Below are 20,884 nucleotides of genomic sequence, written 5' to 3'. Positions count from 1 at the left end.
CCCCATTAAGTGTTTGCTTATATTGCAGACCACAACAGGTATGGCACGACTGGTTGTAGACTGGCCATTAGATCGCATTCCCAACTAGCTTATGTCATTTACTTCTATGCCCTCGCTGCGTGAGCAACAACATCCCCTAATTCGTCAGCTAGCTGATTGTATTGAGGCAGCTTGGCATCACCACCTGGATTTATCTCCCTACCATTTGCCTAATGAGTTGGGGTATGTGGAAGGTAGATTAGAAGGCGAAAAACTGACGATTGAAAACCGTTGCTATCAAACGCCCCAGTTTCGGAAAATGCACTTGGAACTGGCAAAAATCGGCAATATGCTGGATATTTTGCACTGCGTCATGTTTCCCCGTCCAGAATACAACCTACCGATGTTTGGTTGTGATTTAGTTGGGGGTAGAGGTCAAATTAGTGCTGCGATCGCAGACCTTTCTCCTATCCAAGTAGAACGCACCTTACCAGAATCTTATACTTCAGCACTGACACAACTAACAGTACTCAACTTTTCCCAACCCCGTGAATTACCTGAATGGGGAAATATCTTTTCAGATTTTTGCATCTTTGTCCGCCCCAGTTCCCCAGAAGAAGAAGCAATGTTTCTCTCACGGGTGCGAGAATTTTTAGACATTCATTGTACCCAAGCGATCGCCTCACGTCCTGTTTCAGTTGAACAAGTCACACAAAATCTGGCTGGACAACACAACTATTGCACCAAACAGCAGCAAAACGATAAAACCCGCCGCGTACTAGAAAAAGCCTTTGGCCCAGCTTGGGCAGAAAATTATATGACCACAGTTTTATTCGATCTCCCAACTTAAAATAATTCGTAATTCGTAATGACGTTCACGGACTCGCTAACGTCATTAAGTTTTGTAACTCTTATAAGACAAGAGCCACAAAACTTGACTCTGTTAGTTGCTATGCAACTTAAACCCCCAAAATTAGTTAATTATCTCCCAATACAGTTCAGTTAAGCTTCTCTTCCTTCTCTTCCTTTGCGTCCTTTGCGTCCTTTGCGGTTCGTTAAAAAAAAGGATTTTAGCCTTAACTGAACCGTATTGAATTATCTCCCTCATCTCTCCCATCTCCCTCATCTGTAGGTTCTGTTACGTTTTCAGGTAACGGATAAATGTAGAATTCATTCAACGAGAGTTTAATGGAGTCCCAAAACAGCAGCAGGGAGAGTAGTAAGGTCTTTGAAGCAAATATCACAAAATGGTTTGTTGTCTTAGTAGGTGCAAGCAACTAGAGACAGCTAACTCATTGACCAGAAAGTTAAGGAAACTCTAATGTTAAGAATGCTCAAATTGACAGATATTTTTTAGTTAGTTAATCGTTGATTCACTTAAGGAAGACTAACTTTTGTAGCAAGATTGTATCCAACAAAGGCAACAGTCTATTTTGATGTTTCTTTTCAATTTTTTGACTAACTATAGCCGTGGTAAATGTAGCAGTAAAGTACCGCATCATACCAATTTAGAATTTTTTGTAGAGACGCAATATATTGCGTCTCTACTCTAGATTCATACTGCTTGTGAATTCTGCTAACTTCCATTGCACTCAGGTCTCAATAATACTCAGAGTTAGGGACTTCTAAATAAAAAATATCCAATTAACTCTTGTGGGGCGACACGATAGCCCAGTCCATAGAGCGGGCAAGATGCCCACTCCACAATATTGGATAATTTGTTTCTTGGAGTTCCCTTATTGAATAGCTAGCTACTATAGCACTTCTGGGTTTCAATACAGACTTAACCCGCTAACCCCCTTCCCGTCACAGAAAGTGGGAAAATTCAAAGTCTTTCCCCTTTTAGGAGAGAGATTTAGAGAGAGGTCAAAGTGTACTGCATACAAATAAACACCATTTTGCAAAGCCATAGTGTTGAGCGTTCATCACACAATGGATTTTTAAGCCATACCCAGCTTTAAACCACCGTTGCTTGTCCTAACGGGACTGGCTGTTGATTAAAAACCCTTTTATTTTTACTTCCATCAGCACAATTCAGGTAAATGGGCAACATACTATGTCAAGGGTGACTGAAAAGCCAAAGCCAAGTGAACAGACGCTTAATAGCGAACAACCAAAGATTTGGTGGGGTATTGCTGTAGCTGTACCAGTAGTAATTGCTGCTGGCATACTAGGCACAGCTAAAATCGAGCAGCTGAGAAAACTAACTACATCTGCACCTGTAATGCCATCTAGCAATAGCATTAGTGCTGTAGGGCGTTTGGAACCGCGAGGCGAAGTTGTTAAATTGTCCGCCCCATCATCAGGATTAGCACCATCGTCACGAATTCAGCAGCTTTTGGTGAGAGAGGGTGAAAAGGTAAGGCAAGGTCAAATTGTGGCAATTTTGGACAACCGCGATACCCAAATAGCCGGACTACAAGAGGCAAAAGCGAAAGTGCAAGAAGCCCGGGCAAATTTAGCGCAAGTCAGGGCTGGATCTCCAAGAGATATTCAAGCTCAAAGAGCAGTTATTGCTCGTCTACAAGCGCAGTTACTTGGAGAAAGAGATGGTCAACAAGCAACGATCGCTAGGATTGCAGCCCAGTTGAGTGGAGATAAACTTGTCCAACAAGCAACAGTAAATCGCCTAGAAGCTGAACTCAGTGGGCAAAGAGAAGCCCTGAGAGCAACACTTACACGTATTAAAGCCCAACAGCGTAATGCCCAAGTCGATGCTGGACGCTATGATTTTTTATACAAAGAAGGTGCAATTTCTCAGCAAGAGCGGGATAGTAGACGCTTGAGTGCAATAACTTCTAATCAACAGGTGGCTGAAAGCCAAGCTACCCTAAAGCAAACATTGGCAACTATACGACAGCAACTTGCTGAGGCGAGAGCGAATCAAATCCAAAATTTAGCAACTTTGCAACAGCAACTCATCGAAGCCAAAGTTAACCGTGACAAAACTTTAGCAACTTTGCAAAGACAAATCGATGAAGAAAAAGCCAAACTGAGCAGAATTTTAGATGTTAGTCCGACCGATGTGCAAGTAGCGCAAGCTCAAGTTAGCAATGCGATCGCAAATGTCAGAAAAGCTGAAGCAGAACTGAGATTGAGCTACGTTCAAGCACCAATTGCTGGAGAGATTTTAAAGGTTTATACCAAATCGGGTGAAGCAATTGGCGCAAATGGTATTGCTGAAATTGGCCAAACCAACCAAATGTTTGTAATTGCTGAAGTTGCCGAAGACAGCATTGGTAAAGTGCGTCTTGGCCAAAACGCCGCTATCACCAGCGACAATGGGGCATTTAGCGGTGAATTAAAAGGAACTGTCACAGAAATCGGCAGAAAAATTGGTAAAAAAGATGTGCTGAATACAGATCCAGCAGCAGATGTGGATGCCAGAGTTGTAGAAGTTAAAATTGCTCTGTCTCCAGAAGATAGCCAGAAAGTTTCTGGTTTAACTTATGCCAAGGTTGTTGTCGATATTAATAACTAATTAAGTTATAGGCGAGCAGCAATACCAATTTACGATTTGATATTTTGGATTGAAATGTTCTTAATTACGAATTACGTTAGCGTGGCAGTAGCGAGTTCGCGTACCCTTATAGGGAAGCAAGCTACGCTTTTAGCGTCTCGTAGAGAGCGTCATTACGAATCATCTTAACTGTGCTGGGATGCCTATAAAATGAATCAAAAAATTCCTCTGTCTTGGCTACAACTGACAAGAGAAAAAACTCGCCTAGCTGTGGCTTTAGCAGGAATTGCTTTTGCTGATATTTTAATGTTTATGCAACTCGGCTTCCGGGATGCTCTGTATTATAGTAACGTTCGATTCCATAACAGCTTGCAAGGTGATATTGTTTTAATTAATAGTCAATCTAACGCTATATTGGCGATGAGAAGCTTCTCTCAACGACGGTTATATAAAGCTTTAGAGTTACCCGCAGTTCAATCAGTACATCCGATATATTTAGATTTTACAATTTGGAAAAATCCTTTAACAGGCCGTCCTCGTAGTATCCTGATATTTGGAATGAACCCAGAAACTAACCTAGTTAACTTACCTGGAGTTCAGGAAAATTTAGATAAACTTAAACTACCTGATGTAGTTCTATTTGACCGTTCTTCTAGGGTAGAGTATGGGCCAATTGCTGCCAATTACGATCAAGGAAAGACTGTAACAGCAGAAGTGCGGAGGCGGCGAGTTAAAGTAGAAGGACTATTTACATTAGGCGCATCATTTGGCGCAGATGGGAATTTAATTACGAGTGATCTTAACTTTCTGCGGATATTTAATAATCGTCAAAAAGGATTAATTGATATTGGACTAATTAGATTAAAGCCGGGAGCAGATGCTAATGTTGTCGCTCAAGAATTACGAAAGTATTTACCTAATGAGGTAAATGTTTTAACTAAACAAGAATTTATTGATTTTGAGCGGAGTTACTGGGCGAATAGTACAGCTATTGGGTTTATTTTCACATTAGGTACTGTCATGGGTTTCATTGTTGGGACTGTAATTGTTTATCAAATTCTTTATACAGAAGTTGCAGATCATTTAGCTGAATATGCTACTTTAAAAGCAATAGGTTATACACAAAACTATTTATTGACAGTCATCCTTCAAGAAGCTTTGCTATTAGCCGTTTTAGGATATTGTCCTGGAATAGTTTTTGCCTTGTTTATGTATAACAGCGCCAGAACTGCAACACTTTTACCAGTTTTTATGAGTTTTGATAGAGCGGTAATGGTATTGATTCTGACTATGCTGATGTGTATTATTTCTGGTGCGATCGCAGTTAGAAAATTAAGTGCTGCCGATCCAGCAGATATATTTTAATTAATAGAAATCATTTTCTGACAGAGACTAAAATTACATCTCAAAAATGCTAACTTATAGCTAACAAAATTATGATGAAACAAGAACCTGTAATTGCCATTAAAAACCTCAATCACTACTATGGCAAAGGCGCACTGAGAAAACAGATATTATTTGACATCAACCTAGAAATTTATCCGGGTGAAATTGTAATTATGACCGGGCCATCAGGTTCAGGCAAAACAACATTACTGAGCTTAATTGGTGGTTTGCGGTCTGTACAAGAGGGAAGTTTAAAATTTTTAGGTGAAGAACTTGTTGGCGTCAGTCAAAACAAACTGGTGCAGATGCGACGCAACATTGGTTATATTTTCCAGGCTCACAATTTGCTAGGGTTCTTGACAGCAAAGCAAAATGTGCAAATGGCGGTAGAGTTGAACGATAATATTTCTCAAGCAGAAGCAGTGGCTAAATCAAAAGCCATGCTGGGTTCAGTTGGTCTAGAAGAACGAGTTGATTACTACCCAGACAATCTTTCTGGTGGACAAAAACAAAGAATTGCGATCGCCCGCGCCCTAGTGAATCGTCCCCCACTAGTGCTAGCAGATGAACCAACAGCCGCATTAGACAAACAATCAGGACGCGATGTCGTGGAAATAATGCAGAGTCTAGCCAAAAATCAGGGAACGACTATCTTATTAGTGACACACGACAACCGCATTTTAGACATAGCCGATCGCATAGTAGAAATGGAAGATGGTCTTTTAACCCGTAATTCCGCAAATACAGCCATTCAGTCATGATTTTAGTCATTTGTCCTTTGTGAATGACCAATGACCAATGACAGCTATATTTTATTGTCTAGCCGAGCCTGATTTTTTAATTCCAGGTGACTTTGGCGGAGTTGGGGTATTTGGTTGGCGACTAGTACGGAACGTTACATTTACGCCCTCATTCGATTGTTCTAGCACCAGTAGAGGCGTAGGTTTAGCCTTTTGATCCCAATGCATAGTAGCAATCCGACCTTGAATTATTGGTTGCCAACTATCTTCGTCTTCTATGGGGCTTAAGTAAGTTTCTATACAGTCAATAATTTGACTAATAGTTGCAGAAGTTGCTTGCGTCGGTAACTTCATTAAGCGAACTTGAATGCGAAACAGCACTCGTTTAGCAGAGTTCCCTGGACTACCAGTTTCATACTCTACATCAAAAATTTCATCTACTTGCCGTCCAGCGCTATTAGCAATTCCAACCGATCCTTGTTGGGCTTGATTTGGACGCAGGGCTTGAGAAATTTTCTCTTTGATTTGAATCTTCACTTGATTCAGAATTGCAAAATGAAACACCTCCTCTGACATCCGCATTCGCAGATAATCTAGGTTAAAGTCCCGTGAGTTCACCAAATCGGGATTAGTTTCCATTTTGCGAATTGTTTCCAGCGCCAGCTTAAACTTTTTCTCTAGTTCTCGCGCGCGGAATTGTTCAAACTTGAGTTTTTTCTCCAGCTGATCCTTCTGGAGCTTGCTATACACAATCAAAGCAATCACCGCTAAAGCCAGTCCTCCAGAAGTTACCAACAATAATGGTGGTATTTGAGGATTACTTGCTGGCACTTCGTGGGATGCCTTTTTAGTCTTTGTCCCAGAGGATTGGGCAAGAAACATCGAAGTGGGCATGGTTGGGAAACTGAAAAACTTGACTCCTGATGTTTAGGATGCCCAAAAAACCAAGGCCATCTTGCTGTATGATTAATATTTTTTACAAGCTTTTTACAAACCGCCTATGTCCAGACATTTGAGCCTCCCTGCCCTGTCTGAGATTTCATCTACTTCCTTGAGCAATATTCGTCTGATAGCCACAGATATGGATGGCACTCTAACTAGAGGAGGAAAATTTACTCCCGCACTGCTGCAAGCTTTAGAGGATTTAGCCGCAGTTGACATGAAAGTGCTGATTGTCACAGGACGTTCTGCTGGGTGGGTAAGTGGATTGAGTAGTTTGATGCCAGTAGCAGGTGCGATCGCAGAAAATGGCGGTTTGTACTTTCCACCAGGGAACCAAAAACCAGTAATCTTAACACCCATTCCCGACTTAGCTCAACATCGCCAGCATTTGGCTACCACTTTTGAGGATTTACAAACCAAATTTCCCCAAATTCAAGAATCTACTGATAATCGCTTTCGCCTCACCGACTGGACTTTTGATGTCGCTGGTTTGCGTCAAGACGAACTACAAACCCTAGATCATCTCTGTCAACAAATAGGCTGGGGATTTACCTATAGCAACGTGCAGTGTCACATTAAACCCCAAGGTCAAGATAAAGCTGTGGGATTGTTGCAAGTATTGCGCGAATACTTTCCCCAGTACTCACCAGAACAAATTGTCACTGTTGGCGATAGCCCCAATGATGAAAGTTTATTCGATCGGCGTTATTTTCCTGTTTCTGTAGGCGTAGCTAACGTGCTGGAATATGTGAATCAGTTGAAATATCAGCCTGCTTACATTACCACTGCTGCCGAAGGGGAAGGATTTTGTGAGTTATCTAGTTATATTTTAAAAAGCTTGCACATCTCAAGTTAGAGAGAAGTTGAGTTGTTCTACAATAATCTCGTAGCACTGAGTTTAAAACCATGACAGCTACTTTACCTGTTAGTGTCGAATCAGAAATCTTCTACCCCAGTGCTGATGGTCAACCAGTGGCAGAAACCTACGACCACCTTTATGCCTTACTAACTACCTTAGAAGTCCTGAAACAGTATTTGGCAAATCGTCAAGCAACAGTATTGGGAAATCAATTTCTTTACTATGCACAGGGTTTTCCCAAATTGCGGGTAGCTCCAGATGTAATGGTGATTTTTGATGTTGCATCCGGCGGTCGGGACAACTATAAAATCTGGGAAGAGGGTCAAGTACCCACAGTTATTTTTGAAATGACATCCTTTGGGACAAAGGGACAAGACGAAATCTTCAAAAAGACCCTCTATGAGCAACTAGGTGTCAAGGAATACTGGCTATTTGATCCTAAAGGCGAGTGGGTAGAACAACAGCTACGTGGCTATCGCCTGCGGGGAGAAATCTACGAACCTATAGAAGATGGACGCAGTGAACCGTTACAACTGCGGTTGGTGATTGAGGGAAGGCTAATTGGGTTTTACCGAGAGGATACAGGCGAAAAATTACTGATCCCTGATGAACTGGCACAGGCTTTAAGGCAGGAAGTTTTCGCAAGACAGCAGGCAGAAGAACTGGTAGAACAGGAACGCCAACGAGCAGAACAGGAACGCCAACGAGCAGAACAGGCAGAATCGCAGATAAAACAATTAAAGGCGAGGTTGCGATCGCTTAATGTAGACCCTGATACTATTGAGTAACATACAGTCCCGTGCCCACGATTTTGCCAAGGAAACAATTTGTTACCTGTGTCCTTGCCACATTTATTACCTTAGACAGAATACAATATATAAACGTCCAAAGCGTTTCAATCTTTTAAGTCTCAACAATACTGATTTGATTGAGAATATTGTTTTATACAGTCATTTTCAAGCAAAACTGTTTAAAGGATAAACAAACCGCCAGTCCTTTAAGTACTTAAATACGCTAAGAGACTAACAGATACTTCAAGTACAGATTAGCGTTTCATTTCCCACTTCCACTAAAAAGTCCAAGGCTAATGTCGAGTCAAGAATTTACCTTTAAATATTGAGGTATAAAATTATGCAAGAAATCGAAAGATTCTTTAGCAACTTGTTCAGTGGCATAATCAACCGCTTTAAGTATTCTGCAATGGACGCTGCTGATCGCAAAATGAGAGAAACTATCGACGATCAGGTAGAACAACGGCGACAAAAACCCAAACCCAAGGAGCAAGAAGACCGCAAGTAGGTTTTAAAATAGCAATATTTTCAAATACAAGCATAGCGTTGCTCAGTTGTTGAGTTGGCAAAGCTATTTTTTGCCCTTACTCTGTCAACCAGCTACAACACTTCGGAATATGCTAACCTAGTATGGTTAACTAATCTCGCACATCTAAGAATTCGGGTGTTTCCCAGTTGGGAAATACACTTGGATGGAGGTTTAACCCGAATCGGAGTTGAAAAATATATGCCAGTAGTTTCATTGGCTCAGATGATGGAGTCAGGGGTTCACTTTGGGCATCAGACCCGGCGCTGGAACCCAAAAATGTCTCCTTACATTTATACTTCCCGCAATGGTGTGCATATTATCGACTTGGTGCAAACTGCCCAGTTGATGGATAATGCTTACAACTACATGCGATCAAACGCAGAACAAGGGAAGAAATTTCTTTTTGTCGGCACCAAGCGCCAAGCAGCTGGAATTATTGCCCAAGAAGCCAGCCGTTGTGGTTCCCACTACATTAATCAACGCTGGTTAGGTGGAATGTTGACCAACTGGGCAACCATCAAAACACGGGTAGATCGCTTGAAAGATTTAGAACGCCGTGAAGAAACTGGCGCACTAGATTTATTGCCGAAAAAAGAAGCATCGATGCTACGTCGGGAAATGACGAAGCTTCAGAAATACTTGGGCGGCATTAAAACAATGCGGAAAGTACCCGATATCGTGGTAATTGTAGACCAACGGCGGGAATATAACGCAGTTCAAGAATGCCAAAAGCTGAATATTCCTATTGTGTCCATGTTGGATACAAACTGTGACCCAGATGTAGTAGATATCCCCATCCCCGCAAACGACGATGCGATCAGATCAATTAAGCTGATAGTCGGAAAATTGGCGGATGCCATTTATGAAGGTCGTCACGGTCAGCTGGAAGCTGAAGAGTATGACGAAGATTACGACGGCAGTGAGTATGACGATGACTACGAAGAAACCGAATATACTGATGCCGTAATCCCCGACGAGGAAACAGAAGAATAGTGAAGAGTGCTGAGTGCTGAGTGCTGAGTAAGATAGAAAGACTCGGCAAATTGAATTGTCCTGAGTCTTGATTTTTGAAGTTGTAAGTTGTGATTTGTCAATGAAGAATAAAATTGATAACTGAACACTCAAAACTCAGCACGGGCTAAACGCCCCGTTAACGCTAACAAAACTCAGTACTCAGTACTAAATTAGGTGAGCGATTACAACTCGAGGTCAAGTTAGGAATTGAGGCAACATGGCGGAAATATCTGCAAAACTCGTCCAAGAGCTACGCCAAAAAACTGGTGCCGGCATGATGGACTGCAAAAAGGCGCTGATAGAGACTGAAGGCAACGTAGAAGAAGCCGCAGACTGGCTACGGAAAAAGGGCATCTCTAAGGCGGGGGCAAAAAACGATCGCATTGCGGCAGAAGGTCTGGTAGAAACTTACATTCAGCCTAGTGGTCAAGTCGGAGTACTCATAGAAGTCAACTGTCAAACAGACTTTGTTGCTCGTAACGAGGCTTTTAAAGCTTTAGTTAAGAACCTAGCAAAGCAAGCAGCGACAGCTGATAGTGTTGAGTCTTTGCTCGCTCAACCCTATATTGAGAATGAAAGTGGTACTGTAGAAGAATTCATCAAGCAAACTATTGCCACCCTTGGTGAAAAAATCCAAGTGCGTCGCTTTGTTAATTATGCAATAGCAGAAGGCACACAAGGTATCGTAGACAGCTACATTCACACTGGCGGTCGAGTTGGTGTCTTAGTAGAACTGGGTTCCCAAACTGAGTCGGTGGCTGCTAATTCAGAGTTCCAAACCTTGGCACGGAACGCTGCAATGCAAGTTGCGGCTTGCCCAAATGTCGAGTACGTAAGCGTAGACCAAATCCCCGCCGAAGTTGCCCAAAAGGAAAAAGACATTGAATTGGGTAAGGACGATTTGGCGAACAAGCCAGATAACATCAAAGAGAAAATTGTTCAGGGACGGATTGAAAAACGCCTAAAAGAATTGACTTTGCTCGATCAGCCTTACATTCGCGATCAGAGTATTTCTGTGGAAGACCTCTTGAAGCAAGCGAAGGCGCAATTAGGCGAAGAGATTCAAGTAACTCGCTTTGTCCGTTATATACTTGGCGAAGGCATTGAAAAGCAAGAAATTAGCTTTGCTGATGAAGTTGCTGCACAAATTGGCAGCGTCTAATTATTAGTCATTAGTCATTAGACTCTGGACAAATGATTAATGACAAAACAGGTCAGGCTATTTGCTTGACCTGTATTTTATTTATTACAGACGCGAAATATCGCATTTAATTTAAAATATAAAAATTTAAAATCTAAAATTCTCTGGAAAGTTATCCTAAAATAAATTTGTACATTTGTACTATTTAATGGTTCAGATGGGCAAGAACGAAAATATATGGCAAGAGCAATCGAGCGAATTGAGCAGGATATTGCAGCACTGAAAGAAGCGATCCGAGCGATCGCAACAGAACTACAGACCGCTTATGCTAGTTATCTAGCCACCTTAGGGCTAGCTGTCCGAAAACAGTTGATTCTCGCAAGTTACCACCTCTGTACCCAAGGGTATCCCGAAAACTTTCTGCACTTGTCATTGAATCAGCGGCAACAATTGCAACAAGCCATCCGCAAGTTAGGTCAACTGGCGGCTGAACAATTGCTCATTTATATTAAAAGTGAGGAAACTGGGGGAGATGAGGGAGATGAGGGAGATGAGGGAGATGAGGAAAATGTTACTTCTTCATCTTCTGTGACTCTAGACAAGTCTATCCCTGAGCCTCTTACACCCGATACCTCTAATCCTATAGAACTGGCAACATGGCAACAGAAATTAGAAGAGGTCACGCAAGAGATACTGAAAAAACTTTCGCACGATGCTAATCTTTTGTTACAAAAAGCTGGGATATTACCCAAAAAATTACCAGAACCGATTTTAGCAGCGGCGGCAGCGGCATCAGAAGCATCTTCCGAGGTAATGCCAGGGCCACCAAACTTATTAAACTTAGTAATTGAAATTGAAAATGAGCAGCAGTTAGAAGATTCTGGACTCACACAAATTATGGCTATTAACCTGCGGCTAGGGGAAATAGAATTTGCTGATGTGACACTCTCCTCTGAACGCAGGCAAATCCGCAATATTTTAGTTCAGCTAAACAAGCTAGGACGGGAGTATCAAAAGAAACATCGGGAAAAAGCGATCGCGGAAGCTGAAGCCGCATGGCGTTCTAGTTGGTTTGAATAAAGTTATGAGTTATGAATTATGAGTTATTTATTCCTAACTCTTAACTCCTCACTCCTAACTCCCTAACTTCTAACTCTGCTGACCAATGACTAATGAAAAACCAGATTGGATACGATTGCATAAAGCCTTGGCAATAGAAGCTGAACATGGCTTTACAGACTTGGTGGGCAGACAATATCGTTTCAGTGAATTTTTGAGCCTAACTTTGGGCAAATTCCCAACAGGCTTACCCCAAACTGAACGCCGCCGTTGGCAAGGACTAGCGGTGCAATTTGCCAGTTATCCACATCTAGCATTGGAAGAAAGACAACATTTAGTAGCAGAGACTCGCAGGTATCTATCACAACTACAGCAAGAGGAGCAAGGGAAGCAGGGGGCAGAGGGCAGAGGGCAGGGAGCAGGGAGCAGGGAGCAGGGGAGAATTAATCAATTAAAAATCCAAAATCCGAAATCTTCAATTGTTGCTGAGGTCAGTCGGAGGCTTGCACCAACAATTGAGCAAAAACTCAGTGATTTGCCAGAAATAGGTTTTAAAAAAGCTGATAATTTGGCAAGGCTTGGTTTACATACTGTCCGCGATTTGCTTTTCTACTATCCTCGCGACCATATTGATTATGCGCGTCAGGTGAATATCCGCGAGTTACAGGCGGGTGAGACGGTGACAATAGTGGCAACAGTGAAGCGTTGCAACTGCTTTACTAGCCCAAAAAATCAGAAATTATCAATTTTAGAACTCGTAGTAAAAGATAATAGCGGTCAAATCAAAATTGGTCGTTTTTACGCAGGTACGCGCTTTAGCAGTCGCGCTTGGCAAGAAAGTTTAAAACGCCGTTATCCAGTCGGTAGTATTCTGGCGGCGTGTGGGTTGGTGAAAGAAAGTAAATACGGTTTGACACTGGATAATCCCGAACTAGAGGTTTTGGCAAATCCAGGAGATACGATTGAGTCACTAAATATTGGGCGGGTAGTGCCAATTTATGGACTAACTGAGGGCGTGGTGGCGAATACAGTACGACAGGCAGTAATTACTGCTTTGCCTGCTGCGGCTAACCTGAAAGACCCTCTGCCAAGTGGTTTGCGGCAGAAGTATGGTTTGATAGAATTGAAAGATGCGATCGCTAATATCCATTTTCCTAGCGATAGCACCGCCCTACAAGTTGCCCGTCGTCGCCTAGTGTTTGATGAATTTTTCTATCTGCAACTTGGTTTACTGCAACGTCAACAGCAAGCAAGAGCGATTCAAACTAGCGCCATCCTCGTCCCACGCGGTCAACTTGTAGAGAAATTTTACGAAATACTACCTTTTCAACTCACTGGCGCACAACAACGAGTCCTTAACGACATTCTTAACGATTTACAAAAATCCGTGCCAATGAATCGTTTGGTGCAAGGCGATGTCGGTTCTGGGAAAACAGTTGTAGCCGTGCTGGCTATCCTCGCGGCGATTCAATCTGGCTACCAAGCGGCGCTGATGGCTCCCACAGAAGTTTTGGCAGAACAACATTATCGCAAGTTAGTTAGTTGGTTTAATCTCTTGCATTTACCAGTGGAATTACTGACAGGTTCCACCAAAGCTGCGAAAAGAAGACAAATACATTCTCAGTTAGGAACTGGTGAATTACCCCTATTAGTGGGAACCCATGCCTTGATTCAAGACCCTGTAAACTTTCAACAGCTAGGGTTAGTAGTGATAGATGAACAGCACCGCTTTGGGGTAGAACAACGGGCGCGTTTGCAGCAAAAAGGCGAGCAACCCCACGTCTTAACGATGACAGCTACCCCAATTCCTAGAACCCTAGCACTGACAATACACGGGGATTTAGATGTCAGCCAGATTGATGAGTTACCACCAGGACGACAAAAGATTCAGACAACAGTATTGTCAGGTCAGCAACGCAACCATGCTTATGACCTCATCCGCCGAGAAATTGCCCAAGGTAGACAAGTTTATGTGGTTTTACCCTTGGTAGAAGAATCAGAAAAACTAGATTTGCGATCGGCTGTTGATGAGCATCAAAAGTTACAGGAAAGCATTTTCCCCGACTTTCAAGTGGGGCTGCTGCATGGTCGAATGAGTTCAGCTGAAAAAGATGAATCTATTACCAAATTCCGTGATAACCAAACACAGGTTTTAGTTTCTACTACCGTTGTTGAGGTTGGTGTAGACGTACCGAATGCTACGGTGATGCTCATTGAAAATGCGGAACGATTTGGCTTATCACAACTGCACCAACTACGGGGGCGTGTCGGTCGTGGCGCGGCTCAGTCTTACTGTCTGTTGATGAGCAGTTCCAGAAGTCCTGATGCTCAACAACGTTTGAAGGTATTGGAACAATCTCAGGATGGTTTTTTCATTTCTGAGATGGATATGCGTTTTCGTGGACCAGGGCAAGTACTGGGAACTCGTCAATCAGGTGTGCCAGATTTTACCTTAGCGAGTTTGCTTGAAGATGAAGAAGTTTTACTTTTAGCGCGGCAAGCAGCAGAAAAAATTATAGAGATGGATGCAACTTTAGAGCGTTGGTATTTGATGAAAGAAGAGTTGAAGTATCGGTATGAGCGATTGATGGGTGGGGCAATTTTAACCTAAGGAAACTCCAAGAAATAAATTATCCAATATTGTGGGTTAGGCATCTGCCTTAACTTGACGTGAGTTCGACAGACCTCTCCCTGCCTTGAACTAAAGTTCAAGTCTGTCCCTCTCCGAGTCGGAGAGGGACAGATTTTGCGTAGTAAAACCAGGGAGAGGTCTTTTGGGTGAACATGATATGACCAGTCGAACTCACGTTAACGATAGCGCAGCGTTAGCGAGTCTTCTCCCAAAGGGAGACGCTAAGAGCGAACGAGCGAGCGTCGTGGCGTAGCGCGATCGCCTTTGGTATCTCGTAGAGCGAAATAATAGATCCTTATCAAATCCCCTCAATTTATTTATGGGGATTATCTTTTTACTTCTTAATTAAATTCATTTATTGTATAAACCATTAGTAAAGTGGCGCGTTTAAAACTAATGTTTATGGAGAGCTAATGAGCAGATCAAAGCAATTAAAGCTAGGCGCGTTCATGCGCCCAGTAAGCATACATACAGGCGCTTGGCGCTATCCTGGGGCTTTACCTGATGCCAATTTTAACTTCCCGGCGCTGAAACAATTCATCCAGAAACTAGAGCAGGGCAAGTTTGACGCATTCTTCATGGCGGATCACTTAGCTGTGCTAAATATGCCAATCAACGCGCTAAAACGCAGCCACACCGTCACTTCCTTCGAGCCTTTCACTCTGCTTTCCGCCCTCGCCAGCGTTACTGAACACATCGGACTCGTTGCTACTGCTTCCACAACCTACGATCAGCCTTTCCACATTGCCCGTCGGTTCGCGTCTCTTGACCATATCAGCGGCGGCCGCGCTGGCTGGAACATTGTCACCACATCCAATCCAGATGCAGCGCTCAACTTTGGTTTGAAAGAAGAAGTAGAGCATGATGAACGCTATGTGCGCGCTAGAGAATTCTATGATGTCGTAACTGGTCTTTGGGATTCCTTCGCGGACGATGCCTTTATTCGAGATGTGGAATCGGGAATTTATTTCGATCCCGCAAAAATTCACGTTTTGGATCATCAGGGAAAACATCTCTCAGTGCGGGGGCCGTTGAACATCGCTAGACCAGTCCAAGGTTGGCCGGTGATTGTTCAGGCTGGTGCTTCTGAAGCAGGACGGCAATTAGCGGCCGAAACTGCCGAGGTTGTGTTTGCCCCCGCTAGTAATCTGGAAGCAGGTAAGGCTTTATTTGCTGATATTAAGAAACGAGCTTGGGCTATTGGACGCGACCCAGAAAGCATCAAAATTCTTCCAGGTGCTTTGGTCATCGTAGGCGAAACTGTGGAAGAGGCGATCGCCAAGCGTGCCCATTTAGATAGTCTGGTACACTATGACAGCGGTATTGCTAGCTTGAATGGCGCACTTGGCTACGACGTTTCGAGCTTCGATCCAGATGGCCCATTGCCGGAAATTCCGCAGACTAACGCCGGACAAAGTTCTCGCGAGCGAGTAGTGGCAGTAGCGCAACGTGAGAAGTTAACCATTAGACAGCTGGCTCAACGCGTCGGCAGTTACGGCGGACTGGCGTTTGTCGGCACGCCCCAAACTATAGCCGATGATATGGAGCAATGGCTGACTGAGGAAGGGTCTGACGGTTTCAACATCATGTTCCCTTATCTGCCTGAAGGATTGAATGATTTTATAGACAAGGTTATCCCAGAACTTCAACAGCGGGGAATCTTCCGTAAAGAATATGAAGGTAATACCCTACGTGAAAATCTGGGACTAACCCGCCCCATCAACCGTTTTTTCAAGTCTGATAGTTAATCTACGATTTTAACAGCTTAGTTTTTTGTCATAAGTGCGATCGCTACTTTTCAGGATTTACGCACAGACTACAACTCTACGTCATTACAGCCTAGTTTTTTGTCACAGGTGCGATCGCTACTCTTTACCTCACACAATAACTCTCTGAAATCTTATTCCTTTGTGTCCTTTGCGGTTCGTTTTTCATTATTTTCCGTAAGTCCTGTAGTCTGAATACATAAAAACCGTTGTCATCTTGGCGTAGAGATGCGATCGCTCAAAATCCCCTAACTTTTTGTAACAATTGCGTAATCAGCGATCGCAATTTTGAAGCCATTGCCTAAATGTGTTAACGCCGCTTAATATTCGCGCAGCGTCTCCTAGAGAAGTTATCGCTCCAACACCTTTTTTCAACCTTGAATCTTTGTTGCAAAAAGACATTAAAACAAATTGACAACTTGTAGAAAATTTGGGATTATCAATCTACGACAATCCGATAGATTTTTAGTAGATTAAAATTTATTTGGATCTCAAGGCGAAAGCACCGATCTCGCCAAAACAGGAAAATCTTTTTTTGGAAATCATCTTTATTCCGTATCAGATTATCTTAATTCACCATAAATAAAATTCAGGTTTTTATCGTGAGTGCTTTCGATTCAAGCGGGGTTAAACCAGACGCAGAACTATTCGATCAACCTCTAGTGCTTGTGGATCTCAGCGCCAGAAGCAAGCGATCGCCCTGGCATGAGGTATGGGATCTTTGGCGTGGTCGGCTGCTGAGAGTAGCCAGCCCAGCATTGATTGTCATCCTCTGGCAGCTGGTTTCGGTATTCGGTATCGTCCCACCGCAGATTCTCCCGTCTCCGACGGATATTTTAGCGGCATTTGCAGAGTTAATCAGACTCGGCGACCTACAAGAAGCACTACCAACTTCCTTATCGCGTTCCTTAACCGGTCTAGCCATCGGCGGCACAATTGGTCTGGGGCTGGGGCTATTTGCTGGACTGTGGCGGATTGGTGAAGAAATCTTCGATGCGCCACTCCAGATGTTGCGGACGATCCCATTTATCGCCCTCGTTCCACTATTCATCACTTGGTTTGGCATCGATGAGACAGCCAAGATTATTGTGATTACTGTTGCCACTATCTTTCCCATTTATTTAAATACCTACGCAGGTGTTCGCGGTGTTGATCCCAAACTCTTAGAGGCTGCCACCGTCTTCGGACTTTCGCGCCAGGAGATAGTGCGCCATGTAATCCTCCCGACCGCATTACCTTCTATTTTGGTTGGTCTACGCTTCTCCGCCGGAACCTCCTTACTGGCGCTAGTTGTAGCCGAGCAAATCAATGCACGATCGGGCATCGGCTATATCCTCAACAATGCCAACGCTAACCAACGAGCCGACATCATCATTGCAGGCATCATCGTTTATGCAGCGCTTGGCATTACCAATGATGTTGTGATGCGTCTAATTGAACGGCTAGCTCTACCTTGGAGGCCTAACATTGTCCTTAGTTAATCACGTTTACACACCAACCCAAATTAGCTCGTCCCATGCGGTTGAACTCACCAACGTCCGCCGCATCTTTGGCAAACGGGCTGTTCTCGATGGTATTGATTTGACAATCCGTCCCGCAGAATTTGTGGCAGTGCTTGGCCCCTCCGGTACTGGTAAAACTACACTGCTGCGTCTGTTATCGGGACTTGACAGAAGCGATGGCGGCTCAGTTCGAGTCGCGGCAAACCGCGCAGTTGTTTTCCAAGAGCCACGGCTGATTCTTGCCAAACGAGTCTGGGAAAACGTGGTACTGGGACACAAAGGACGTGGCGCACGCCGAGATGCACTGCAAGCTTTGGAAGAAGTCGGACTTCGCAACCATGTTGATGCTTGGCCCAAAACCCTCTCCGGTGGGGAAGCTCAACGTGTGGCCCTGGCTAGAGCCTTGGTAAGAGAGCCGAGTCTGCTACTTCTCGACGAGCCATTCGCTAGCCTTGATGCCCTGACTCGGATCAAAATGTACGAACTAGTCGCTCAACTCTGGGAACGCCATCATCCTGCCGTCGTTCTCGTCACCCACGATGTTGACGAAGCAATCCTACTTGCCGATCGCATTCTGGTACTGGCGAACGGCTCTGTCGGTCTTGATTTAACAGTCAATGTGGACAAACCCCGCGATCGCGCCGATCCGGCCTTTGTAGCCCTCCGCGTTCGCCTCCTGGCAGAACTCGGCGTATTACCAAACCACATTATCGAAAATACAGTTGTGTCGAACTGGAGGCAATCATGAGATTTCGCCGACGTGACGTTCTCGTATCCCTTGGCGCACTGACTGCGGGAGCGATCGCCAGTTGCCGCGATCTTTCCAAAAGCGAAAGTGGCAAAACTTCAGTCACAGCCAGACCTGTGAGTTCTAGTACTGGGCGAGTCAAGCTGATTGTAGGACAACAGGATAACGCCTTACAAGAAACTGTCGCGGCCTCTGGAGTGCTAGAAGGATTGCCCTTCGATCTGCAATGGGCTGTGATTCCGGGGCCTGCTGCCCAGTTAGCCGCACTCTATTCCAAAGCGATCGATGTCGGTTTGGTGGGTGACAGTACGCTGATTGTAGAGCAAGGTAATGCAAAATTTGAATGGACAGAGGAAACCGTCCCCATCCAGAACGTGGCTTATCGGAAGAACCCCGATCCAGCATACCGAGCCACCATCACTGCTGTACGCAACAGTGCCAATATCAAGACATTGGCGGATCTCCGGGGTAAGAAATGGGTCTCAAATTTTGGTGGAATCAATTATTTTATGTACGTCTTGTCACGAATCGAAGCGGGGCTGAAGGTGACAGATATCAACTATATACAACTCGTTGACGGAGCTGCTGCCGGTTCTGCATTTAAAGCAGGTCGTGCTGATGTGTTTTCGGGAAGCGTCGGCACGATTAAGGAAGCCCTAGATAGTGGTGAAGCGCGGATTTTGCTTCACGCAGAGGATCTGGGAATGTTCGCTGGTGGTGCTTTCACAGCCCGCACTGATGTCATTCGCGATCCAGATAAGAGCAAGGCATTGGCTGAGTTCTTCGAGCGAGTCCGCAAGCACTACGACTGGTATGGCAAAAATCTCGATACCGTCGAAAAGATTTATATCGAGAAACGCAAGCAGAAACCCAAGTTAGCAAAATATTTCGCAGCACAAAGCTTTGCCGCATTTTTTCCCGTTAATGATGATTTGCTCAAGCGTAACCAAAATCTTGCCGATAGATTGTTTCAAGCGGGAGAGATTTCTAAAAAAATCGATGTCAGCGTTCATAACACCCGGAAGTTCAATTCGGCAACAGTACCATCTACATAAGCAAATAATTACTAATTAACTGGTTCCCGGCCTCCAGGCTGGGAACCCAGGCTCCGCCTCCTCTTTCTTGACCAGAGGCAGAGCCTCTGTGAATACATTCCCAGCCTGGAGGCTGAGAACGAGGTTAACGAGGTTACACAAGCTTTTAATTTGACCAATAATTTACAACTACTTATGTACGTACAGCTAACCTTGTGGAGCGTTGAACTGGAGACCACTGATGAGATTTAACAGACGGCGCACTCTTATATCTCTGGGAGCATTTACTGTTGGAGTACTTGCTAGCTGCCGCGACCTTCCCAAAAGCGAAAGTGACAAAGCTTCAGTCACAGCCAAACCTGTGAGTTCTAGCACAGACAGGCTCAAGCTCATTGTCGGTTTACAAGATAACGCCTTACAAGAAACCGTAATTGCGTCTGGGGTGCTGGATGGATTACCATTCGATTTACAATGGGCGATTATTCCCGGCCCTGCGGCGCAACTCTCGGCACTCTACTCTAAAGCCATTGATGTCGGTTTGTTGGGTGACACTTCATTAATTATTGAGCAAGGTCGGGCAAAAACCGAATGGACGGAGGCGAATATCCCTCTCCAGATTGTGGCTTTGTGGAAGAACCCCGATCCATCATTTCGGACGTATATCACGGCCGTGCGTACCAGTGCCGATATTAAAACACTCGCAGATTTGCGTGGCAAGAAATGGGCTTCCAATTTTGGGGGATTAAATTATTTAACATACGTTTTGTCGCGGAGCAAAGCAGGGTTGAAGGCCACTGATATCGAACCTGTGATGCTTGTTGACGGCTCCGCGGCCGCTGCGGCGTTCACATCAGGTCGTGCTGACGTGTATTCAGGGAGTTTGGGCGCGATCAAGGAAGATATTGATAGCGGTAAATCCCGTGTTTTGGTATATGGAGAAGACCTCGGAATTTTAGGGGCTACTGCTTTCGCGGCACGCAACGATGTGATTGGCGATGCTGATAAGAGTAAAGCACTGGCTGAATTTTTAACGCGATTACGAACTCACTGGTCTTGGTTTGCCAAAAATCTTGATGTTGTAGAAAAGATTTACGTCGAGAAGCGCAAGCAGACACCCAAACGAGCAAAGTACTTTGCTTCAGTAAGTTCAGCAGCATTCGTTCCTATTGATGATGATCTAGTGAAGCGTCAACAACGTATTGCCGATATCTTGCTGGAATCGGGAGATATCACCAAAAAAATTGATGTCAGTGTTGAGTTGAGCCGGAAGTTCAATTCGGTAACGACTGGCTAATACTAATT

Annotated in this window: 17 protein-coding genes; 16 read left to right on the top strand and 1 reads right to left on the bottom strand. The window is 44.2% G+C overall.

What is annotated here, in order from left to right; genetic code table 11:
* Window positions 1-91 precede the first annotated feature (91 nt).
* From V7L07_RS08435 to V7L07_RS08420, 4 genes are all read left to right on the top strand, one after another.
* Window positions 92-829: a phycocyanobilin:ferredoxin oxidoreductase gene (locus tag V7L07_RS08435; protein ID WP_334778102.1), complete on the top strand. Its 738-nt coding sequence runs from the start codon at window positions 92-94 to the stop codon at window positions 827-829.
* A gap of 1,206 nt (window positions 830-2,035) precedes the next feature.
* A complete protein-coding gene (locus V7L07_RS08430) occupies window positions 2,036-3,460 on the top strand; it encodes an HlyD family efflux transporter periplasmic adaptor subunit (RefSeq protein ID WP_335056800.1) in 1,425 nt (474 codons plus the stop codon).
* Window positions 3,461-3,649: 189 nt separating this feature from the next.
* Entirely contained in the window at window positions 3,650-4,804 is a 1,155-nt protein-coding gene (gene devC, locus V7L07_RS08425) for an ABC transporter permease DevC (protein ID WP_335056798.1), read from the top strand.
* A gap of 74 nt (window positions 4,805-4,878) precedes the next feature.
* Window positions 4,879-5,586 carry a DevA family ABC transporter ATP-binding protein gene (locus V7L07_RS08420; protein ID WP_335057088.1) on the top strand — a complete coding sequence of 236 codons (708 nt, stop codon included), beginning with the start codon at window positions 4,879-4,881 and terminating at the stop codon, window positions 5,584-5,586.
* Between the two features lie 51 nt (window positions 5,587-5,637).
* Here V7L07_RS08420 and V7L07_RS08415 read toward each other — a convergent pair whose 3' ends face one another.
* The gene (locus V7L07_RS08415) at window positions 5,638-6,459 is read right to left on the bottom strand and encodes a hypothetical protein (protein ID WP_335056796.1); all 822 of its coding nucleotides are present in this window, start codon (window positions 6,457-6,459) and stop codon (window positions 5,638-5,640) included.
* Window positions 6,460-6,565: 106 nt separating this feature from the next.
* Between V7L07_RS08415 and V7L07_RS08410 the strand changes: the two genes are divergently transcribed.
* From V7L07_RS08410 to V7L07_RS08355, 12 genes are all read left to right on the top strand, one after another.
* Window positions 6,566-7,363, top strand: a complete 798-nt coding sequence (locus V7L07_RS08410) for an HAD family hydrolase (RefSeq protein WP_335056794.1) — start codon at window positions 6,566-6,568, stop codon at window positions 7,361-7,363.
* 50 nt (window positions 7,364-7,413) lie between these two features.
* Entirely contained in the window at window positions 7,414-8,154 is a 741-nt protein-coding gene (locus V7L07_RS08405; protein WP_335056792.1) for a Uma2 family endonuclease, read from the top strand.
* A 343-nt stretch (window positions 8,155-8,497) separates the two neighbouring features.
* Window positions 8,498-8,665 (top strand): hypothetical protein, encoded by a 168-nt coding sequence (locus V7L07_RS08400; protein ID WP_335056790.1) that lies wholly within the window; start codon window positions 8,498-8,500, stop codon window positions 8,663-8,665.
* A gap of 219 nt (window positions 8,666-8,884) precedes the next feature.
* The gene (gene rpsB / locus V7L07_RS08395) at window positions 8,885-9,679 is read left to right on the top strand and encodes a 30S ribosomal protein S2 (protein WP_335057086.1); all 795 of its coding nucleotides are present in this window, start codon (window positions 8,885-8,887) and stop codon (window positions 9,677-9,679) included.
* 238 nt (window positions 9,680-9,917) lie between these two features.
* Window positions 9,918-10,862, top strand: coding sequence for a translation elongation factor Ts (gene tsf / locus V7L07_RS08390; protein WP_179063811.1), 945 nt, complete (start codon window positions 9,918-9,920; stop codon window positions 10,860-10,862).
* A 216-nt stretch (window positions 10,863-11,078) separates the two neighbouring features.
* Window positions 11,079-11,921 carry a hypothetical protein gene (locus tag V7L07_RS08385; RefSeq protein ID WP_335056789.1) on the top strand — a complete coding sequence of 281 codons (843 nt, stop codon included), beginning with the start codon at window positions 11,079-11,081 and terminating at the stop codon, window positions 11,919-11,921.
* An 85-nt stretch (window positions 11,922-12,006) separates the two neighbouring features.
* Entirely contained in the window at window positions 12,007-14,511 is a 2,505-nt protein-coding gene (gene recG, locus V7L07_RS08380) for an ATP-dependent DNA helicase RecG (protein ID WP_335056788.1), read from the top strand.
* A 434-nt stretch (window positions 14,512-14,945) separates the two neighbouring features.
* Window positions 14,946-16,280 carry an LLM class flavin-dependent oxidoreductase gene (locus tag V7L07_RS08375; protein ID WP_335056786.1) on the top strand — a complete coding sequence of 445 codons (1,335 nt, stop codon included), beginning with the start codon at window positions 14,946-14,948 and terminating at the stop codon, window positions 16,278-16,280.
* 620 nt (window positions 16,281-16,900) lie between these two features.
* Window positions 16,901-17,779: an ABC transporter permease gene (locus tag V7L07_RS08370; RefSeq protein WP_335056784.1), complete on the top strand. Its 879-nt coding sequence runs from the start codon at window positions 16,901-16,903 to the stop codon at window positions 17,777-17,779.
* Window positions 17,766-18,548, top strand: a complete 783-nt coding sequence (locus V7L07_RS08365; protein ID WP_335056782.1) for an ABC transporter ATP-binding protein — start codon at window positions 17,766-17,768, stop codon at window positions 18,546-18,548. The genes V7L07_RS08370 and V7L07_RS08365 overlap by 14 nt, the downstream gene beginning before the upstream one ends.
* Window positions 18,545-19,603: a hypothetical protein gene (locus tag V7L07_RS08360; RefSeq protein ID WP_335056780.1), complete on the top strand. Its 1,059-nt coding sequence runs from the start codon at window positions 18,545-18,547 to the stop codon at window positions 19,601-19,603. The genes V7L07_RS08365 and V7L07_RS08360 overlap by 4 nt, the downstream gene beginning before the upstream one ends.
* A 220-nt stretch (window positions 19,604-19,823) precedes the next feature.
* The gene (locus V7L07_RS08355) at window positions 19,824-20,876 is read left to right on the top strand and encodes a PhnD/SsuA/transferrin family substrate-binding protein (RefSeq protein WP_335056778.1); all 1,053 of its coding nucleotides are present in this window, start codon (window positions 19,824-19,826) and stop codon (window positions 20,874-20,876) included.
* Window positions 20,877-20,884: the final 8 nt, after the last annotated feature.

Origin of the sequence: Nostoc sp., from assembly GCF_036916985.1 — a bacterium.
Classification (GTDB): Bacteria; Cyanobacteriota; Cyanobacteriia; order Cyanobacteriales; family Nostocaceae; genus Nostoc.
Note: the sequence above shows the minus strand (reverse complement) of the source record. Positions and strands in the feature narration are given on the sequence as shown.

Bases quoted from the DNA above. Each gene is read 5' to 3' on its own strand.
- V7L07_RS08435 (WP_334778102.1), top strand. From the start codon at position 92: ATGTCATTTACTTCTATGCCCTCGCTGCGTGAGCAACAACATCCCCTA.
- V7L07_RS08430 (WP_335056800.1), top strand. From the start codon at position 2,036: ATGTCAAGGGTGACTGAAAAGCCAAAGCCAAGTGAACAGACGCTTAAT.
- devC (WP_335056798.1), top strand. From the start codon at position 3,650: ATGAATCAAAAAATTCCTCTGTCTTGGCTACAACTGACAAGAGAAAAA.
- V7L07_RS08420 (WP_335057088.1), top strand. From the start codon at position 4,879: ATGAAACAAGAACCTGTAATTGCCATTAAAAACCTCAATCACTACTAT.
- V7L07_RS08415 (WP_335056796.1), bottom strand. From the start codon at position 6,459: ATGCCCACTTCGATGTTTCTTGCCCAATCCTCTGGGACAAAGACTAAA.
- V7L07_RS08410 (WP_335056794.1), top strand. From the start codon at position 6,566: ATGTCCAGACATTTGAGCCTCCCTGCCCTGTCTGAGATTTCATCTACT.
- V7L07_RS08405 (WP_335056792.1), top strand. From the start codon at position 7,414: ATGACAGCTACTTTACCTGTTAGTGTCGAATCAGAAATCTTCTACCCC.
- V7L07_RS08400 (WP_335056790.1), top strand. From the start codon at position 8,498: ATGCAAGAAATCGAAAGATTCTTTAGCAACTTGTTCAGTGGCATAATC.
- rpsB (WP_335057086.1), top strand. From the start codon at position 8,885: ATGCCAGTAGTTTCATTGGCTCAGATGATGGAGTCAGGGGTTCACTTT.
- tsf (WP_179063811.1), top strand. From the start codon at position 9,918: ATGGCGGAAATATCTGCAAAACTCGTCCAAGAGCTACGCCAAAAAACT.
- V7L07_RS08385 (WP_335056789.1), top strand. From the start codon at position 11,079: ATGGCAAGAGCAATCGAGCGAATTGAGCAGGATATTGCAGCACTGAAA.
- recG (WP_335056788.1), top strand. From the start codon at position 12,007: ATGACTAATGAAAAACCAGATTGGATACGATTGCATAAAGCCTTGGCA.
- V7L07_RS08375 (WP_335056786.1), top strand. From the start codon at position 14,946: ATGAGCAGATCAAAGCAATTAAAGCTAGGCGCGTTCATGCGCCCAGTA.
- V7L07_RS08360 (WP_335056780.1), top strand. From the start codon at position 18,545: ATGAGATTTCGCCGACGTGACGTTCTCGTATCCCTTGGCGCACTGACT.
- V7L07_RS08355 (WP_335056778.1), top strand. From the start codon at position 19,824: ATGAGATTTAACAGACGGCGCACTCTTATATCTCTGGGAGCATTTACT.